Genomic DNA, 18,391 nt, shown 5'->3' with positions numbered 1-18,391 from the left:
TATGTGTTTCTACCATATAAATTCGTCTGTATATGCTTTTTGAAAATAAAAAATTTCGAGTTTTCAAAATTTGGAGCATAAATTAACGGAACTGTGTAAGGCGGGAGAAGAAGTTCGTCACGAAGTTAAGGAAGATTTCTTCTGATGGTGCCAGTTCCCGTGTACTCGGGAAGATGACACCGACATTCCGTGTGAACGGAGGGTCGATGAGTGATAGCCTTACTGTACGTCGTGGCGTCGCATCGTAGAAGGCACTTTCAGGGAGTAACGTAATGCCGATACTTGCAGCGACGAGACCTTTGAGCGCATCCATGTCTTCTCCTTCGGAAGATACTTGTGGCGTGAACCCGACGGACTTACAAGCATCTACGACGACTTTATTCAAAATGTATTTTTCCGGGAATAAAACGAATTCTTCATTCCGTAAGTCACCAAGCTGTATTTCTTTTTTCTCAGCGAGTGGATGATTTTCTGGAACGAGTGCTGAAATATTTTCAGTGAATAAAATTTTCGTATCGATCAATTCATCTTTTTGTGGAACGGGACCTAAGAAGGCAAGATTCAATTCGCGATTTTTCACAGCATTAATTAAAAAGCGATAAGAGCCTTGGCGTAAATGGAAAGACACGTTCGGATGTTCTTTTTTAAAAGCGGAGATGACGGTTGGCAATAAGAAGCTTGCTAAACTCGTAGGAAATCCGATTTTAATTGTGCCTTGTTCTGGATCTAAATATTCGTCGACTTGCTTTTTCGCAAAGTCGATTGCTTTTAACGCCACGATGGTATGTTCTAAAAAGACATGTCCGATCGGCGTTAATTTGACGTTGCGCCCAATTCTTTCAAATAAATCTGTTCCGAGTTCAGCTTCTAAATTTGCGATTTGTCTACTGACGGCAGATTGTGCAACGTGTAAATTTTCGGCTGCTTCTGAAATGTGCTCACGTTCAGCAACAGCTACGAAATAGCGTAGTTGTCGTAATTCCACGATGTGTCAACTCCAATTCATCTATTTTGTAGATTGATTCTATATAAAGTATATATTGTTTGTATTGATTTGTGAATTTAAAATATATAAAGAGGGAGGGATTTTTATGACTTTTCAAAATATTCAAGAAAAAGAGGGGCTATACGATCCGAATTTCGAGCACGACGCGTGTGGAATCGGATTTTATGCGAGTTTAAAAAATGAACCATCACATGACATCGTGGTGAATGGTTTAGAAATGCTTTGCCGATTAGACCACCGTGCAGGACGTGGTAGTGACGGGAAAACCGGAGATGGTGCTGGACTGATGGTTCAAATCCCGGATTCCTTTTTCCGCCAAGTTACGGAATGGACATTACCACCTAAGGGCGAATATGGTGTCGGTCAATTCTTTTTCACAGAAAACGAAGAACAACGTCAGTTAATTGAAGCACAGTTTAATGCAATCATCGTGGAAGAAGGGCAGCAACTCATCGGATGGCGAACAGCACCGACGAATGCTACACAGTTAAGTGATGTTGCAAAAGAAACGGCTCCGATTGTCCGTCAAGTATTCGTAGCAAGTAAAACGTCAGGAGATTCCCTTACATTTGAACGGAAATTGTATTTGATTCGCAAACGAGTTGAAAAATGGGTACAAGAACAAGGATTTACGTTTTATTGTCCAAGTTTTTCAACGTCTACGATGGTATTTAAAGGGCTATTATCACCAGAAGAAGTAGCGCAATTTTATGTGGATCTACAAGATGAGCGCTTTACGTCAGCGATTGCATTAGTGCATTCACGTTATTCAACGAATACATTCCCATCCTGGGAACGCGCACATCCGAACCGCTACATTATTCATAACGGTGAAATTAACACTGTATTAGGAAATGCGAACTGGATGAAAGCACGCGAACAAAAATTTGTATCCGAAGCATTTGGTGAAGATTTACCGAAGTTATTACCGATTATTAACGCATCAGGTTCTGATTCTGCGATGGTCGATAATGCGTTTGAATTTTTCCACTTAGCTGGGCGTTCATTAGCGGAAACGGCAATGATGATGATTCCCGAACCGTGGACAGAAAATCCACACATCTCAAAAGAAAAGAAAGCATTTTATGAGTTCAATAGTACGATGATGGAGCCTTGGGACGGACCGACGTCGATCGCTTTTACGAACGGTCGTCAAATCGGTGCGATTTTAGATCGAAACGGCTTACGTCCAGCACGTTACTACGTGACGAAAGATGACCACATTATTTATTCTTCAGAAGTTGGCGTAGTAGATGTGGCAGAAGAGGACGTCGTGTATAAAGATCGTTTGAGTCCGGGGAAAATGTTATTAATTGATTTAGAAGAAGGGCATATCGTGGCTGATGAGCAATTGAAAGATAGCATGGCAAAAGCGAAGCCTTATGAACAGTGGTTACAAGAGCACGTAGTGAAAGTGACGTCTGCAGATGAACGACCAGAAAAATTAGAAGCATTACTCCTTCACCAAAAAATCTTCGGATATACGTATGAAGATGTGCATAAATACATCGTGCCGATGATTCAAGGGAAAACCGACCCACTCGGCTCAATGGGGAACGATGCACCACTTGCAGTATTATCGGATCGCCCGCAATCGCTATTTAATTATTTCAAACAGCTATTTGCACAAGTGACGAACCCACCAATCGACTCGATTCGCGAACATTTAGTAACGTCGACAATGACGTGGCTCGGAAAAGAAGGCGATATTTTAACGCCGACGGAGACGAACTGTCAGCGTATCTTTTTAGAGTCTCCGATTTTAACGAATAGCCAATTAGCACAATTAAAGCGACAACCACAGTTTGAATCCATTGTGATTGATTTACATTTAACAGAGGATGTCGAAGCGGATTTACAACGTATTGCCGATGAAGCAGATGAAGCGATTGCGCATGGGGTGCAATTGCTCATCTTATCAGACCGTCACGTATCAGAAAGTCGCCCGATGCTGCCAATCTTACTTGCAGCGAGTAGCCTACATCAACATCTTGTTCGCGTTGGAGAACGTACACAAGTAAGTATTATAGTAGAAACTGCTGAAGCGAGAGAAGTACATCATCATGCGGCATTGATTGGTTTTGGTGTCGATGCGATTAATCCGTATTTAGTTTATGCGACGATTTATAAAGCAATTGAAGATGAACATTTAACGATTTCATATGATGAAGCATTAAAACGTTACGTTTATGCTTCGTCACAAGGTGTCGTGAAAGTGATGTCGAAAATGGGGATTTCTACAATTCAAAGTTACCGCGGGGCTCAAATTTTTGAAGCGGTCGGTATTAGTGAAGACGTAATCGAACGCCATTTCACAGGTACAGCGTCGCAATTAGGTGGAATCGGTTTACGCACAATCGGGCAAGAAGCGATGCGCCGTCACGAAGTAGCGATCGCTTCTGGGGATAAAGGATTGCCACCGGGTAGCGAATATCAGTGGAGAGCGAACGGCGAACATCATGCGTTTAATCCGAAGACGATTCATACGTTGCAATGGGCAACACGTAAAAATGATTTTGGACTCTTCCACCAATTTTCAGAAATGGCGAATGAAGAGCGCTTAGGCTTTTTACGTAATTTATTAACGTTTAAGCAGACGACGGCGATTCCGATTGAAGAAGTAGAAAGTGCAGCGTCAATTGTGAAACGATTCAAAACGGGTGCGATGTCATTCGGTTCGATTTCTCAAGAAGCACATGAAGCACTTGCTATCGCGATGAACCGTATTGGCGGTAAATCCAATTCAGGTGAGGGTGGAGAAGATCCAGCTCGCTTTGAACGCGATGCCAATGGTGATTTACGTCGCTCACAAATTAAACAAATTGCTTCAGGGCGTTTCGGTGTTAAATCGCATTATTTAGTAAACGCTAATGAATTACAAATTAAAATGGCACAAGGTGCGAAACCAGGTGAAGGGGGTCAACTTCCGGGGAATAAAGTGTATCCTTGGGTCGCAACAGTTCGTGGTTCTACTACGGGTGTTGGATTAATTTCACCACCACCACATCATGATATTTATTCTATTGAAGATATGGCAGAGCTTATTTATGATTTGAAAAATGCGAATCGTTACGCACGTATTTCCGTGAAGCTCGTAGCGAAAGCAGGTGTTGGTACGATTGCTGCTGGTGTTGCGAAAGGTGCGGCAGACGTCATCGTCGTAAGTGGTTATGACGGAGGGACGGGTGCATCACCGAAAACGAGTATTAAACATACAGGCTTACCGTGGGAACTCGGGTTAGCAGAAGCGCATCAAACGCTTATGTTAAACAATCTTCGTGACCGTGTGACGCTTGAAACGGATGGGAAGTTGATGACAGGGAAAGACGTCATTATGGCAGCTTTACTCGGCGCAGAAGAGTTCGGCTTTGCGACAGCACCTTTAATCGTACTCGGTTGTGTGATGATGCGTGCTTGTCATTTAGATACGTGTCCGGTCGGCGTAGCGACGCAAAACCCAGAGCTTCGTGCGAAGTTTATGGGGACGCCGGATCACGTCGTGAATTTCATGATGTTCGTAGCGGAAGAAGTACGTGAGTATATGGCACAACTTGGTATTCGTGAGTTTGAACAATTAGTCGGTCGTACGGATTTACTAGAAGTGAGTGACCGTGCGAAAAATCATTGGAAAGCGGGACAATTAGACTTGTCGAAACTGTTGCACCAAGTAGAAGGTCCGAGAACAAAAGGTATTGAGCAAAATCATAAACTTGATGAAACGTTAGATTTACGTGAAATTTTACCGCGCGTTGATTTCGCAGTGAAACATGCTTCACCAATTGAGTTAACGTTTGCGATTAAAAATACAGACCGTGCAGTCGGTACGATTGTCGGTAGTGAAATTTCTCGTCAGTACGGAAGTGTTGGTTTACCGGAAGACACGATTAAACTTCACTTCAATGGTCATGCAGGTCAAAGCTTCGGAGCATTCATTCCCCAAGGTATGACGATGGCTGTAGACGGAGATGCGAATGATTACTTCGGTAAAGGCTTATCAGGCGGTAAGTTAATCGCTTGTGCGCCGATTAAAGGGAAGGAAGAAAGTAATGTAATCGCTGGCAACGTTTGTTTATACGGAGCGACGAGCGGTGAAGCGTTCATTAACGGACGTGCAGGCGAACGTTTCGCTGTACGTAATAGTGGTGCGAACGTCGTCGTCGAAGGAATTGGCGATCATGGCTTGGAATATATGACAGGCGGGAACGTTATCATTTTAGGCGATGTCGGCAAAAACTTCGGTGCAGGAATGTCAGGTGGTATTGCTTACGTACTGCCTACGAATATAGATGCATTTAAAGAACGTTGTAATACGGAAATGATTGAATTTTCAACAGCGTTTACGCAAAAAGAAATAGAACTCGTGAAAGAATTGTTAGAGAAACATATTCATTATACGGATAGTACGAAAGCGAAAAGAATGTTAAATAATTTTTCACATTATATGGAACGCTGTATTAAAGTCGTTCCGTCTGATTATAAAGTGATGTTAGAAAACATTGAGGCGTTTGAAAAACAAGGATTATCTGAACAGGAAGCGGCGATGGAGGCTTTTACACTTGTAACTTCACCGAAAAAGAAACAACCCGTAACCAAATCTTAAAGGAGTGAGCTAGATGGGAAAACCAACTGGGTTTATGGAATATGCGAAACAAAAAGTAAAAGAAAAAGCACCACTAGAGCGCGTTAAGAATTGGGGCGAATACACGGAGCGTTTAACAGATAAAGATTTACAAACGCAAGGTGCTCGCTGTATGGATTGTGGGACGCCATTTTGTCATATGGGCATTGAAATTAGAGGAGCCGCTGCCGGTTGTCCGATCAATAACTATATTCCAGAATGGAATGACCTCGTTTATCACGGAAAATGGGAGGAAGCGTTAGAGCGTTTACGCATGACGAATAACTTCCCAGAGTTTACAGGTCGTGTTTGTCCAGCACCGTGTGAAGGTTCTTGTACGCTCGGTATTAATGAACCATCTGTTGCGATTAAAAGTATCGAACGTTCTATTATCGATAAAGGGTTTGAAATGGGCTGGGTGACGCCTCGTATACCAGAAAAACGTACGAATAAACGTGTTGCGATTATCGGTTCAGGTCCTGCGGGCTTAGCAGCTGCGGATGAATTAAATCAACTAGGTCATAACGTAACGGTGTATGAGCGTGCGGACCGGGCCGGTGGATTACTAATGTATGGTATTCCGAATATGAAACTTGAAAAATCAATCGTCGAGCGTCGTATTCAGTTGCTGCAAGAAGAAGGCATTCAATTCGTATTGAATACCGAAATCGGAAAAGATGTGACGGCAGATGCACTTCGTAAACAGTATGATGCGGTCATTCTTTGTATCGGGGCTACGAAAGCACGTGAGTTGCATATGGACGGTGCAGAATCAGCGGGTGTCGTGCCAGCGATGACGTATTTACATGACGTGACGAAAAGTTATTTAGACTCGAACTTTGAAGATCAAAAAGCAATCGATGTAAAAGGGAAAAATGTCATCGTTATTGGTGGTGGTGATACGGGAGCAGACTGTGTTGCGACAGCGCTTCGTCAAAAATGTAAAACCGTGCATCAATTCGGGAAACATCCCGCATTGCCAACGACTCGTCAACAAGAGCAACCGTGGCCAGCAGATCCAAACGTTTACAAACTGGATTATGCGTATGCGGAAGCGGATGCGAAATTCGGTGGAGATCCGCGTGAATATTGCATTCAAACGAAAAAAATCGTGGCAGATGATGCAGGAAATGTAAAACAACTGCATACGATTCAAATGAATAAAATCGTCAACGATGAAGGGTATGCTTACTTTGAAGAAGTGCCGGGAACAGAAAAAGTATGGCCGGTCGATTACGTGTTTATCGCTATTGGTTTCCAAGGAGCTGAATCCCCATTAGCACAACAATTCGGTGTGAAGATGGCAAACAATCGTATTCAAGCTTCTCGATTCGATTATACGACGAACGTGCCAGGTGTTTACGCAGCGGGGGATGCACGTCGTGGGCCGTCATTAATCGTATGGGCTATTAAAGAAGGGAGAGAAGTCGCAGTAGAAGTCGCGAACTTTTTATCGAAAGAACATGCAATTGTACAATAATAAAATGAAATAAAAAATGTGGGGTCATTTCTCGATTCCACATTTTTTGCTGTTTCAGTTTAAATTAAAATAATGATAACTTTTCATTTTTAAAGAAATATAACGACTCATTCTTATTCGGATGTAATGGGGATTTGTTTGGAAAAGCCGATTTAATAGGGTTTAAACCTCTTTAAACAGTGGAAATCAATAGATGTTATTGAAATCTATTCTCAATTAGAAGTTGCTTATTGAAAATGAGAATAAAATATGAGCGAGGGATGAAAAGAGAAGACTTTATAATAGGAAATCTTTTCGTAGCAACGATTAAAGAAACTACTTGAGAATGAAATTCAAATGGTTGCAAACCGTTTTTAATTAAGTTAAGATTAGAATGATGTTAAATTAAGAATGGTTTTGCCATTCGAAAAACGCAAACGGAGGGTATTAGAATGTCAACTTTAGAAATTAAAGATCTTCATGTTTCAATCGAAGACAAGGAGATTTTAAAAGGTGTTAACTTAACACTAAATACAAATGAAGTGCACGCAATCATGGGGCCAAATGGTACTGGTAAATCAACTTTAGCTTCAGCTATCATGGGTCATCCTAAATATGAAGTAACTTCTGGTGAAATTTTACTTGATGGTGAAAACGTATTGGAAATGGAAGTAGACGAACGCGCTCAAGCCGGTTTATTCCTTGCTATGCAATATCCATCTGAAATCGCTGGTGTTACGAACGCAGATTTCTTACGTTCAGCAATTAACGCTCGTCGTGAAGAAGGCGATGAAATTTCAATCATGAAATTCATCAAACAATTAGATAAAACAATGGACTTCTTAGAAATGCCAGAAGAAATGGGCCAACGTTACTTAAACGAAGGTTTCTCTGGCGGTGAGAAAAAACGTAACGAAATTCTTCAATTAATGATGATCAAACCAAAATTCGCAGTACTTGATGAAATTGACTCAGGTCTTGATATCGATGCACTTAAAGTTGTATCAAAAGGTATTAATGAAATGCGCGGCGAAGGTTTCGGTTGCTTAATGATCACGCACTACCAACGTCTACTTAACTACATCACACCTGACCACGTTCACGTAATGATGCAAGGTAAAGTTGTTAAATCTGGTGGTTCTGAATTAGCTCAACGCTTAGAAGCAGAAGGCTATGACTGGATTAAAGAAGAATTAGGCATCAAAGATACTGACGCAGTAGTAGAAGAAGCATAATAGAGGAGGACGAGCACAGATGACGGTCGAAACAAAATTATCTTTCACAGCCGAAGATGTACGCTCTTTCTCCGAAGCAAAAGGTGAACCAACTTGGTTTGCTGAGCTTCGTGAACGTGCTCTTGCGGAAGTTGAAACTTTAAATATGATCCAACCAGATAAAACGAATGTGACTAAATGGGATTTCTTCACAGTAGGTCAACATACAGTTGAATCTGACACATATGCTTCATTAGCAGAGCTACCTGAAGATGTGAAAAAAATCGTAGACGTTGAAGGTCAACAAAACGTTTACATCCAACGTAATAACACACCTGCTTTCCTTCAAGTTTCTGAAGAGTTAAAAGCACAAGGTGTTATTATGACAGATATTTTTACAGCACTTAAAGAACATGGCGAATTAGTTCAAAAATTCTTCATGGACGAAGCTGTAAAAGTAGATGAACACAAATTAACAGCATTACACGCAGCATTATTAAACGGTGGCGTATTCGTATACGTACCGAAAGATGTAGAAGTAAAAGAACCACTTCAATCAGTGTTCTACGTTGATAATGAAAATACATCATTATTCAACCACGTATTAATCGTTGCAGATACAAATGCAAAATTAACATACGTTGAAAATTACTTCTCTGGTGTTGCTTCAAATAAAGGTCAAGCAAATATCGTAACAGAAGTGATCGCTCGTGATGGCGCTAAAATTACTTTCGGTGCAGTAGATACATTAGATGCTGGCTTCACAACTTACGTAAACCGTCGCGGTGAAACGTTACGTGATGCTGAAATTGATTGGGCATTAGGCTTAATGAATGACGGTGACACAATCACAGAAAGCGTTACACATTTACGCGGAGATGGTTCCGTTGCTGATACGAAAACAGTCGTAATCGGTCGCGGTAACCAAAACCAAAACTTCACAACAGAAGTACGTAACTGGGGGAAAGCTTCAATCGGTAGTATTTTAACTCATGCAGTAATGAAAGACGCTTCTCGTGCAATCTTTAACGGTATTGGCAAAATCGAACACGGCGCTACAAAAGCAGATGCACAACAAGAATCACGTGTATTAATGCTTTCTCCAGACGCTCGTGGCGATGCTAATCCAATTCTTCTAATCGATGAAGATGATGTAACTGCAGGACACGCAGCTTCAGTAGGTCGTGTTGATGAAATGCAACTTTACTACTTAATGAGTCGCGGTATTTCTCGTGCAAATGCAGAACGTTTAGTTATTCATGGCTTCCTAGAACCAGTTGTTTCTCAACTTCCAATCGAAGGTGTACGCAAACAATTAATCGAGGTTATCGAAAGGAAAGTTAAATAATGATTAAAGACGACATTCGTAGCTATTTTCCAATTTTAAACCAAGAAATTAACGGTAACCCACTTGTTTATTTAGACAGCGCGGCTACTTCACAAAAACCAACGCAAGTAATCGAAGCACTTAAAAACTATTATGAGTTCGACAACTCTAACGTTCACCGTGGTGTGCATACACTCGGTAATCGTGCTACAGACGCTTATGAAGGCGCCCGTGAAAAAGTTCGTCAGTTTATTAATGCTAAATCTACTGAAGAAGTGATTTTCACACGTGGTACAACGAATGGTTTAAACATGGTTGCATTAAGCTATGGTCGTGCTAATGTTTCCGAAGGTGATGAAATTGTCATCACATATATGGAACATCATTCAAACTTAATTCCATGGCAACAACTAGCGAAAGCTACTGGTGCAACATTGAAATACATCGATATGCAAGAAGATGGTACGTTAGATCTTGCAGACGTTGAAAAAGCGATTACTGACAAAACAAAAATCGTATCTGTCACTTTTGCATCGAATGTTTTAGGTACACATAATCCAGTGAAAGAGATTGCTGCAATCGCGCATAAACATGGCGCTGTAATGGTTGTTGATGGTGCACAAGGTGTTCCTCATTTCCACACAGACGTACAAGATTTAGATTGTGATTTCTTAGCATTCTCAGGTCATAAAATGTGCGGACCAACAGGCATTGGTGTATTATATGGTAAAAAAGAGCACTTAGAAAAAATGGAACCAGCTGAATTCGGTGGGGAAATGATTAACTTCGTAGGTCTTCAAGATTCTACTTGGGCTGATCTTCCAGCTAAATTTGAAGCAGGTACACCAATTATAGCTGGCGCAATCGGCTTGGGTGCAGCAATCGATTTCTTAAATGAAATTGGTATGGATAACATTATCGCGCATGAGCAAATGTTATCAACATATGCATTAGAGCAACTTTCAACAATTGAAGGGCTTGAAATTTACGGACCAAAAGATCCGACAAAACGCTCAGGTCTGGTTACATTCAACATTGAAGGCGTTCACCCACATGATTTAGCGACAGTTCTAGACAGCAAAGGTATTGCCGTTCGCGCTGGTCACCACTGCGCACAACCATTAATGAAATGGTTAAAATGCGTAGCGACAGCTCGTGCAAGCTTCTACGTGTACAACACGAAAGAAGATATCGACAAACTAGTTGCTGGGGTGCGATTCGCGAAGGAGTATTTCGGAAATGTCTAACTTAGATCAACTATATCGTTCAGTAATTATGGATCATTATAAAAAACCACGTAACAAAGGGATTCTTGAAGGCTCAAACGTAGCATTAGATATGAATAACCCTACTTGTGGTGACCGCATTCACTTAACTTTACAAGTGGATGATAACATCGTAACAGAGGCAAAATTTGAAGGTGAAGGTTGCTCGATCTCAATGTCATCTGCTTCAATGATGACACAAACAATCAAAGGGAAAACAGTAGAAGAAGCTGTTGAACTTGCTCATGTTTTCTCTGAAATGATGTTAGGCCATGAACACGATGAAGATTTAGACCTTGGTGATGTAGAAGCATTACAAGGTGTTTCTCAATTCCCAGCACGTATTAAATGTGCAACATTGGCTTGGAAAGCAATGGAAAAAGGAATCAACGAACAAATTAAAAAATAAGCTTTGAACGGAGGAGAAATAATGGCTAAAAATATGCCCGAAATCGGCGAGTACGAATATGGTTTCCACGATAAAGACGTATCGATTTTCCGTACGGAACGTGGTCTTACTCCTGAAATCGTTAAAGAAATTTCTCGCATGAAAGAAGAACCACAATGGATGTTAGACTTCCGTCTAAAATCTTTAGATATTTTCTATTCAAAACCAATGCCTCAATGGGGTGGAGACCTTTCAGGTTTAGACTTCGATGAAATTACGTACTACGTAAAACCATCTGAAGGTGCTGAAAAGTCTTGGGATGAAGTGCCTGCTGAAATCAAAGCAACATTTGATAAATTAGGTATTCCTGAAGCAGAACAAAAATACCTTGCAGGTGTTTCTGCACAATATGAATCAGAAGTTGTATATCACAACATGAAAGAAGATCTTGAAAAACTAGGTGTTGTATTTAAAGATACAGACTCAGCACTTCGTGAAAACGAAGAACTTTTCAAAGAATACTTCGGTAAAGTAATTCCTCCATCTGATAACAAATTCTCAGCACTTAACTCTGCTGTATGGTCAGGTGGTTCATTTATCTACGTACCAAAAGGTGTTCAATTAGATACACCATTACAAGCTTACTTCCGTATTAACTCTGAAAACATGGGTCAATTCGAACGTACGTTAATTATCGTTGATGATGACGCTTCAGTACACTACGTTGAAGGTTGTACAGCGCCTGTTTATACAACAAGTTCTCTTCACTCAGCAGTAGTAGAAATCATCGTTAAGAAAAACGCTTATTGCCGTTATACAACAATCCAAAACTGGGCAAACAACGTGTACAACTTAGTAACAAAACGTACAATGGTTGATGCACACGGTACAATGGAATGGGTTGATGGTAACATCGGTTCTAAATTAACGATGAAATACCCTGCATGTATTTTAAAAGGCGAAGGCGCTCGTGGTATGACATTATCAATCGCAATCGCTGGTCGTGGTCAAAACCAAGATACAGGTGCGAAAATGATTCACTTAGCACCAAACACATCTTCAACAATCGTATCGAAATCAATTTCTAAACACGGTGGTAACGTAACATACCGTGGTCAAGTGAAATTCGGTAAAAACGCGACAAACGCTCGTGCAAACGTCGAATGTGATACGTTAATCATGGATAACGAATCTACATCAGATACAATTCCATACAACGAAGTAATGAATGATCAAATTTCTTTAGAACACGAAGCAAAAGTTTCTAAAGTATCTGAAGAACAATTATTCTACTTAATGAGCCGCGGTATTTCTGAGCAAGAAGCAACAGAAATGATCGTAATGGGCTTCATTGAGCCATTCACTAAAGAACTTCCAATGGAATATGCAGTAGAAATGAACCGCCTAATCAAATTTGAAATGGAAGGTTCAATTGGTTAATTAAGTGATGAAAACACCGTTTAGTGCTGACGGGCGTTTATAGTTCCTGACAAGCGGCGTTCTTCGTCGCGTCGGAAGGAACGAAACGACCCGAAGCACTGGTGTTTGAATCCGGATATCCAATAAGTGATGAATCGACTCGTTCAGATTCGAAGGGCAAATAAAGATTCTGGCAAGTGGCGTCTAGCCACGTAGGAAGAAGTGATTTGACCCGAGAATCAAGTCGATGAATCCGGATAGGGTCTGCTGGACGCTTACCTTCCTTTGTCACAAACAAGGACCAATCAACTACAAAATGACGAGACTCTTAAAGGAGTCTCGTTTTTTTGATACAATGGAAAATAGTATACAAAAGTTCGCTATAGTAGTCGTTACAATTAAATGTTAAAGGGTATAATAATTAGGATAGGTATATAAAAGGAGCCGGTATATGACAGAACGAACAGAACGGATTATGAAGATGTTTTTTTTATGTCACGGCATACCAGAACGTTGTTTTCACCATAAAGGAAAGCCTTTTCCTATTTGTGCAAGATGTACGGGACTAGGCGTTGGGTATGTTCTTTCTTTTATCGTATTAGCGATTGTAGGTATGATGCACTGGTGGATTATTTTATTATTGCTATGTCCGATGGCGATTGATGGATTCGGTCAATTGTTTACCTTTTGGTCGAGTACGAATCCGAGAAGGTTTGTGACAGGTATTTTAGGAGGAATCGGGATTTTTTACGTTTTCTTTTTTATTTGGTATGAAGGGTATCACTTCGGTCAAAAACTAGGCCCTTTTATTTGGAACGGAGGAATGTAAATGCATTGTATGAATTGTAATGAAACAATCGATTCTAAAGCAGAAATATGTCCGAAATGTGGTGTACGAACATTTACGGTCAAAAACTATTGTCCTGAATGTGGGAGTTCGGTAACAGCTAATCAAGCGTTATGTGTGAAGTGTGGAACAACGCTAGAAGCACCTAAACAAACGATTACATCGAATTATTCTTACAGTCCTCTCTTGATGGGGATTGCGTCATTTTTCATCCCAGGACTTGGACAAATGATTATGGGACAAGTGAAGAAAGGATTGACGCTATTAATCATTAGCATTTTCTTAGGCATCGTAACGTTTGGACTTGCTGGATTTGTTCTGATGATTGTGGCGACAGTCGACGCGGTGAAAATTGCGAATAAATTACAACAAGGTCGCGCTGTAGAAGAATGGGAATTCTTTTAAAATAGTAGCAATGCATCTCGAATCGTATTGATCGGTTCGAGATTTTTCTTTTTCTTGAAATAAAACGTTTAAAATCGGGAATAGTAGTAGAATAGAAACGTTGTTTTTTTAATATGAAAAACATGTAAATATAAAGAAGTTCATTTAGAAGATATGGTACGATACATAAAGAGAGGAGGAGAGAAAATGATCTATGTTGGTTTAACAGGTTGGAGTGATCATCCGGACGTTTATAGTACAGCGACTTCTTCGACAAGTCAGTTGTTTGACTATGCGGGGCATTTTCCAATCGTTGAAATTGATACGTCATTTTATGCGATTCCTTCTATGAAAAGCGTTCAAAAATGGCTTGCGGAAACGCCTGCACATTTTCAATTTATAATAAAAGGGTATCAAGGGATGACCGGGCATATGCGCGGGAAGAACCCTTATTTTGAAACGAAAAAAGAAATGTTTGACGCGTTTCGAAAAGCGGTAGAGCCTTTCCAAAGAGCGGGAAAACTTGCGGCGGTTTTAATGCAATTTCCACCGTGGTTTGATTGTCAGTTTGCGAACGTACAATATATACGCTACGTTCGACAACAATTAGAAGGGTTACCTGTCGCAATCGAATTTCGAAATCGGTCGTGGTATAGCGAGAAATATTTTGATGGGACGATCAATTTATTGAAAGAACATCAATTGATTCACACAGTTTGTGATGAGCCACAAGCAGGTGATGGCTCAGTACCACTCGTGCCGGTAGCGACAGAGCGAAATGCGTTCGTTCGTATACACGGGCGAAATGTTCATGCTTGGAATAGCAATGGGCGAAACTCAGAAGAATGGCGAAAGATTCGTTTTTTATATGATTACACGGTAGATGAATTAAAAGAATTGGCACAGCATATTCGTAAGCTACAGCAAACGTGCCAAAATGTGTTCGTCGTCTTTAACAATAATTCCGGGCATGACGCAGCTAGAAATGCGAAGCAGCTACTCACATTATTAGATATTACATACGATGGTTTAGCCCCGAAGCAACTCGGTTTGTTTGAGGAGGAATAAAAATGATTGGTTTATTCATTGCCGTATTAGCAATCGTTTCAGGTGTTGTCGGTGCACTCGTTGGACTCGGTGGGGGAATTATACTCGTTCCAGCCCTTTTGTATTTCGGCATATCACTCGGATATATCGATGATTTGACACCACAGAAAATTGTAGGGTTATCAGTCGTTATGATGATTTTTACGGGGTTATCTTCTACGCTAAGTCACATAAAGGCGAAGACGGTCGATTATCGTTCGGGCTTCATTTTCTTTATGGGGAGCGTCCCTGGTACGATAGTCGGTGCATACATTAATAAAAAATTGAACGTAGAAGCATTCGAATTGTATTTCGGTATTTTAATGATTATTTTGGCGATTGTATTACTCGTTCGAGATCGATTAAAGCCCGTTCAATGGTTTGTGAATCATGGATATAAACGCGTATTTACCGATAAAGAAGGAAAGCAGTATACATATGGATACCCGATTTGGTTTGCGATACTTGCTACGTTTGGCGTAGGCATTATTTCGGGAATGTTCGGAATCGGCGGCGGTTCGATGATTATACCGATGATGCTCGTACTATTTTTATTCCCAGCGCATGTTGCCGTCCCGACATCTATGTTTCTCGTGTTTTTAACGTCCATCGTCAATTCGTATGCACATTTTTCATTAGGACATATTCCGTGGCAATACGTTATACCGGTCAGTATCGGTGCACTAATTGGTGGGAAACTTGGAGCGGATTTAAATAAACGCTTTTCATCAAAAACAATCGTGTTGTTTTTGCGCATCATGTTGTTGGTTATGGGGATACGCTCGATCGTATCGAGTATTTTATAAGGAGATGAATCAATTTGGAAAAAATTCATATTTATCATACGAATGACGTGCACAGTCATTTGGATTCATGGCCACGTACGCGAGCATTTTTACAAAGGCAAAGGCAGTACCATGAAGTACATGGTGAAACGTGCTTTATTTTTGACCTTGGTGACTTCATTGATCGTTCAAACGTCTTTACAGAAGCAACGCTTGGAAAGTCGAGCATTCCGTTGTTAAATGATGCAACGTACGATGCTGTAACGCTCGGTAACAATGAAGGCATTACACTGTCTAAAGGTGCACTTGAACATTTGTATGACGAAGCACATTTTGATGTCATCGTCAGCAATTTAAAAGAAGCGGATGGCACACAACCGAAGTGGGTACAAAACGAAAAAGTGTACACGTCATCAACAGGAAAGAAAATAGGCATTGTCGCAGCGACAGCGCCGTTTGCCGATTTTTATAATAATCTCGGGTGGCAAATCCAAAATCCGTTTCAAACGTTAGCTGATTCGGTAGAGCGATTGAAGGGGAAGGTCGATGCGATTGTCTGCTTATCGCATTTAGGATTGCAGTCAGATGAACAATTAGCAGAAATGATGCCAGAATTGACGCTCATTATTGGTGCGCATACGCATCATGTGCTAGAACGAGGTAAACAAGTGCAACATGTGCTTTTAACAGGTGGCGGGAAGTATGGCACGTATATTGGGCATTCGGTCATTACGTTCGGCGAGGAGCGTACGACACAGACAGAATTAATTGAAACGGCTACTTTACCTGCAGAGCGCGGGGAGCACAGAGAAGTCGAAGCGCAGCAACGTTATGGAGAACAACTATTAGACGTTGAAGTGTTCAGGACGACTAAATATTATAACAAAGAATGGTATCATTATTCAAAACTATCCGATTTTTTTGCAGAAGCATTACTCGATTTTTCTCAAGCAGATTGTGCCTTTTTTAATGCAGGAATTTTCTTAACACCGATGAAAAAAGGTTCGATTACAGCGAATGATGTACATAAAATGTTGCCGCATCCAATTAATGCATGTGTTTTATATTTAAATCAATCACAACTAAAGTCCCTTATTTTATATATTGAAGAAAAGGAAGAATTATCTAGATACGAACTGAAGGGACTTGGTTTCCGAGGAAAGGTAATTGGGAAAATGTTACTGTATGGATTTGAAGAACGAGAAGATGAGATTTATGTGAACAATCGTCGTCTTGAAGAGGGAGAAACCATTGCAGTAGCAACTTTAGACTCCTTTACATTTGGTTGGATATTCCCTGAATTGAAAGATTTACCGAAAAAATATTTGTTGCCACAATTTTTAAGAGATATTTTGACAATTTATGGCCATCGATATTTTGAGTGAATTTTTAAAAAAATATAATATTTTTATTAAGCAGAATAGTATATAATATTTTGTATGATAAAAAAGTTAGTGGGGACAAAGTATGAGGCTAATATCAACGGATGTACTTCAAGAAGAAATGATCATAGCTCGAACAATTTGGAATGAATCAGGGATGCCTTTGTTACAAGAAGGAATGAAAATAACCCCTAGAATTATCCAAAGGTTACAGCAATTAAATATACAATATGTATACATTGACGATGTGATTTCAAAAGGGATTGAAGTGAAAGATTCGATTCCTCCTAAAATTCGAACGCAAGCAGTGAAGCATATTGAAACGTCCTTTAAAGAACTGAAAAAATTTAAAGGGACGGATATTACGTATTGCTTAGAGAAAAGTTCAAAAGATTTTACGAATATTATTAATTCATTAATGGATAGTATTTTTAACAATGAAGACATGTTGACTGTTCTTAGCGATGCATTTATTTATGATCAATACATTTATCAACATTCATTGCAAGTTGCCATTTACTCTATTTCGATTGCACACGAGATGCATTATAATGCAGAAGAAGTGCGTCAAATTGGAGTAGGTGCGATGTTGCATGATATTGGGAAAATGTTAATTCCTCAAGAAATTTTGCAAAAACCTTCTCGTCTTTCAGATGAAGAGTATGCGACGATGCAGAAACATACGCAATTTGGCTTTGATATTTTACGTAATTTACATACGATTTCATTACTGTCTGCACATTGTGCATTCCAACATCATGAACGTTTGGATGGCAGTGGCTACCCACGTGGTTTAGTCGATTTTGAAATCCATCCATATGCTAAAATTATTGCGGTAGCAGATGTATTTGATGCGGTGACATCTAAGCGTGTGTATCGTAATAAAATGCTTCCCTCAGAAGGTTTAGACATTATACAGCAAGGTTCAGGCACATTGTATGAAAAAACAGTTGTGGATGCCTTTAAACGCGTTATTGCGGCATATCCAAACGGATCAGTCGTTTTATTAGATGATGGAAGTCGTGGTATCGTTTCGAAACAAGAACAACGAAATACGTTGCGCCCCCACGTGCGTGTATTTGAAAAAGATGGAATCCTTCTGAAAGCAACGTATGAAGTGAAATTAATTGATAGTGCGCGACAAATCGTAAAAGTAGACTCTGAATATTTACATCAAGATATAATCGTATCTCCAACATAAAAAATAATGG

At 40.2% G+C, this 18,391-nt stretch carries 14 protein-coding genes; 13 read left to right on the top strand and 1 reads right to left on the bottom strand.

What is annotated here, in order from left to right:
- Positions 1 to 82: 82 nt before the first annotated feature.
- Positions 83 to 985, bottom strand: coding sequence for a LysR family transcriptional regulator (locus KSHG_RS11755; protein ID WP_010306667.1), 903 nt, complete (start codon positions 983 to 985; stop codon positions 83 to 85).
- Between the two features lie 106 nt (positions 986 to 1,091).
- On the opposite strand from KSHG_RS11755, the gene gltB reads away from it, so the two are divergent.
- The 13 genes from gltB to KSHG_RS11690 all read left to right on the top strand — a co-directional run bounded on the left by gltB (position 1,092) and on the right by KSHG_RS11690 (position 18,381).
- Positions 1,092 to 5,606 carry a glutamate synthase large subunit gene (gltB, locus tag KSHG_RS11750; protein ID WP_010306663.1) on the top strand — a complete coding sequence of 1,505 codons (4,515 nt, stop codon included), beginning with the start codon at positions 1,092 to 1,094 and terminating at the stop codon, positions 5,604 to 5,606.
- Between the two features lie 13 nt (positions 5,607 to 5,619).
- Positions 5,620 to 7,104 (top strand): glutamate synthase subunit beta, encoded by a 1,485-nt coding sequence (locus KSHG_RS11745; protein ID WP_010306659.1) that lies wholly within the window; start codon positions 5,620 to 5,622, stop codon positions 7,102 to 7,104.
- A gap of 431 nt (positions 7,105 to 7,535) precedes the next feature.
- Entirely contained in the window at positions 7,536 to 8,318 is a 783-nt protein-coding gene (sufC, locus tag KSHG_RS11740; protein WP_010306654.1) for a Fe-S cluster assembly ATPase SufC, read from the top strand.
- 19 nt (positions 8,319 to 8,337) lie between these two features.
- Complete coding sequence (gene sufD / locus KSHG_RS11735) at positions 8,338 to 9,645, top strand: Fe-S cluster assembly protein SufD (protein ID WP_010306648.1); 1,308 nt, start codon at positions 8,338 to 8,340, stop codon at positions 9,643 to 9,645.
- Entirely contained in the window at positions 9,645 to 10,871 is a 1,227-nt protein-coding gene (locus KSHG_RS11730) for a cysteine desulfurase (RefSeq protein ID WP_010306641.1), read from the top strand. The genes sufD and KSHG_RS11730 overlap by 1 nt, the downstream gene beginning before the upstream one ends.
- On the top strand, positions 10,864 to 11,298 hold the full coding sequence (sufU, locus tag KSHG_RS11725; protein ID WP_010306637.1) for a Fe-S cluster assembly sulfur transfer protein SufU: 435 nt from the start codon (positions 10,864 to 10,866) through the stop codon (positions 11,296 to 11,298). Before KSHG_RS11730 ends, sufU begins: the two co-directional genes overlap by 8 nt.
- Before the next feature lie 21 nt (positions 11,299 to 11,319).
- Positions 11,320 to 12,717, top strand: coding sequence for a Fe-S cluster assembly protein SufB (gene sufB / locus KSHG_RS11720; RefSeq protein ID WP_010306633.1), 1,398 nt, complete (start codon positions 11,320 to 11,322; stop codon positions 12,715 to 12,717).
- A 430-nt stretch (positions 12,718 to 13,147) separates the two neighbouring features.
- Positions 13,148 to 13,525 carry a DUF2085 domain-containing protein gene (locus KSHG_RS11715; protein ID WP_010306629.1) on the top strand — a complete coding sequence of 126 codons (378 nt, stop codon included), beginning with the start codon at positions 13,148 to 13,150 and terminating at the stop codon, positions 13,523 to 13,525.
- Positions 13,526 to 13,948 carry a zinc ribbon domain-containing protein gene (locus KSHG_RS11710; RefSeq protein ID WP_010306625.1) on the top strand — a complete coding sequence of 141 codons (423 nt, stop codon included), beginning with the start codon at positions 13,526 to 13,528 and terminating at the stop codon, positions 13,946 to 13,948.
- A 186-nt stretch (positions 13,949 to 14,134) separates the two neighbouring features.
- Entirely contained in the window at positions 14,135 to 14,995 is an 861-nt protein-coding gene (locus KSHG_RS11705) for a DUF72 domain-containing protein (protein WP_010306621.1), read from the top strand.
- Between the two features lie 2 nt (positions 14,996 to 14,997).
- Complete coding sequence (locus tag KSHG_RS11700; protein WP_010306618.1) at positions 14,998 to 15,819, top strand: sulfite exporter TauE/SafE family protein; 822 nt, start codon at positions 14,998 to 15,000, stop codon at positions 15,817 to 15,819.
- 14 nt (positions 15,820 to 15,833) lie between these two features.
- Positions 15,834 to 17,183, top strand: a complete 1,350-nt coding sequence (locus tag KSHG_RS11695) for a bifunctional metallophosphatase/5'-nucleotidase (RefSeq protein ID WP_010306610.1) — start codon at positions 15,834 to 15,836, stop codon at positions 17,181 to 17,183.
- A gap of 82 nt (positions 17,184 to 17,265) precedes the next feature.
- Positions 17,266 to 18,381, top strand: coding sequence for an HD-GYP domain-containing protein (locus KSHG_RS11690; protein WP_010306607.1), 1,116 nt, complete (start codon positions 17,266 to 17,268; stop codon positions 18,379 to 18,381).
- The last annotated feature ends 10 nt before the right edge of the window (positions 18,382 to 18,391 follow it).

This window comes from Kurthia senegalensis (assembly GCF_000285595.1).
Classification (GTDB): Bacteria; Bacillota; Bacilli; order Bacillales_A; family Planococcaceae; genus Kurthia; species Kurthia senegalensis.
The sequence above is the reverse complement of the archived record's forward strand: the minus strand, read 5'-3'. Positions and strand labels throughout refer to the sequence as shown.

Bases quoted from the DNA above. Each gene is read 5' to 3' on its own strand.
- gltB (WP_010306663.1), top strand. From the start codon at position 1,092: ATGACTTTTCAAAATATTCAAGAAAAAGAGGGGCTATACGATCCGAAT.
- KSHG_RS11745 (WP_010306659.1), top strand. From the start codon at position 5,620: ATGGGAAAACCAACTGGGTTTATGGAATATGCGAAACAAAAAGTAAAA.
- sufC (WP_010306654.1), top strand. From the start codon at position 7,536: ATGTCAACTTTAGAAATTAAAGATCTTCATGTTTCAATCGAAGACAAG.
- sufD (WP_010306648.1), top strand. From the start codon at position 8,338: ATGACGGTCGAAACAAAATTATCTTTCACAGCCGAAGATGTACGCTCT.
- KSHG_RS11730 (WP_010306641.1), top strand. From the start codon at position 9,645: ATGATTAAAGACGACATTCGTAGCTATTTTCCAATTTTAAACCAAGAA.
- sufU (WP_010306637.1), top strand. From the start codon at position 10,864: ATGTCTAACTTAGATCAACTATATCGTTCAGTAATTATGGATCATTAT.
- sufB (WP_010306633.1), top strand. From the start codon at position 11,320: ATGGCTAAAAATATGCCCGAAATCGGCGAGTACGAATATGGTTTCCAC.
- KSHG_RS11715 (WP_010306629.1), top strand. From the start codon at position 13,148: ATGACAGAACGAACAGAACGGATTATGAAGATGTTTTTTTTATGTCAC.
- KSHG_RS11710 (WP_010306625.1), top strand. From the start codon at position 13,526: ATGCATTGTATGAATTGTAATGAAACAATCGATTCTAAAGCAGAAATA.
- KSHG_RS11705 (WP_010306621.1), top strand. From the start codon at position 14,135: ATGATCTATGTTGGTTTAACAGGTTGGAGTGATCATCCGGACGTTTAT.
- KSHG_RS11700 (WP_010306618.1), top strand. From the start codon at position 14,998: ATGATTGGTTTATTCATTGCCGTATTAGCAATCGTTTCAGGTGTTGTC.
- KSHG_RS11690 (WP_010306607.1), top strand. From the start codon at position 17,266: ATGAGGCTAATATCAACGGATGTACTTCAAGAAGAAATGATCATAGCT.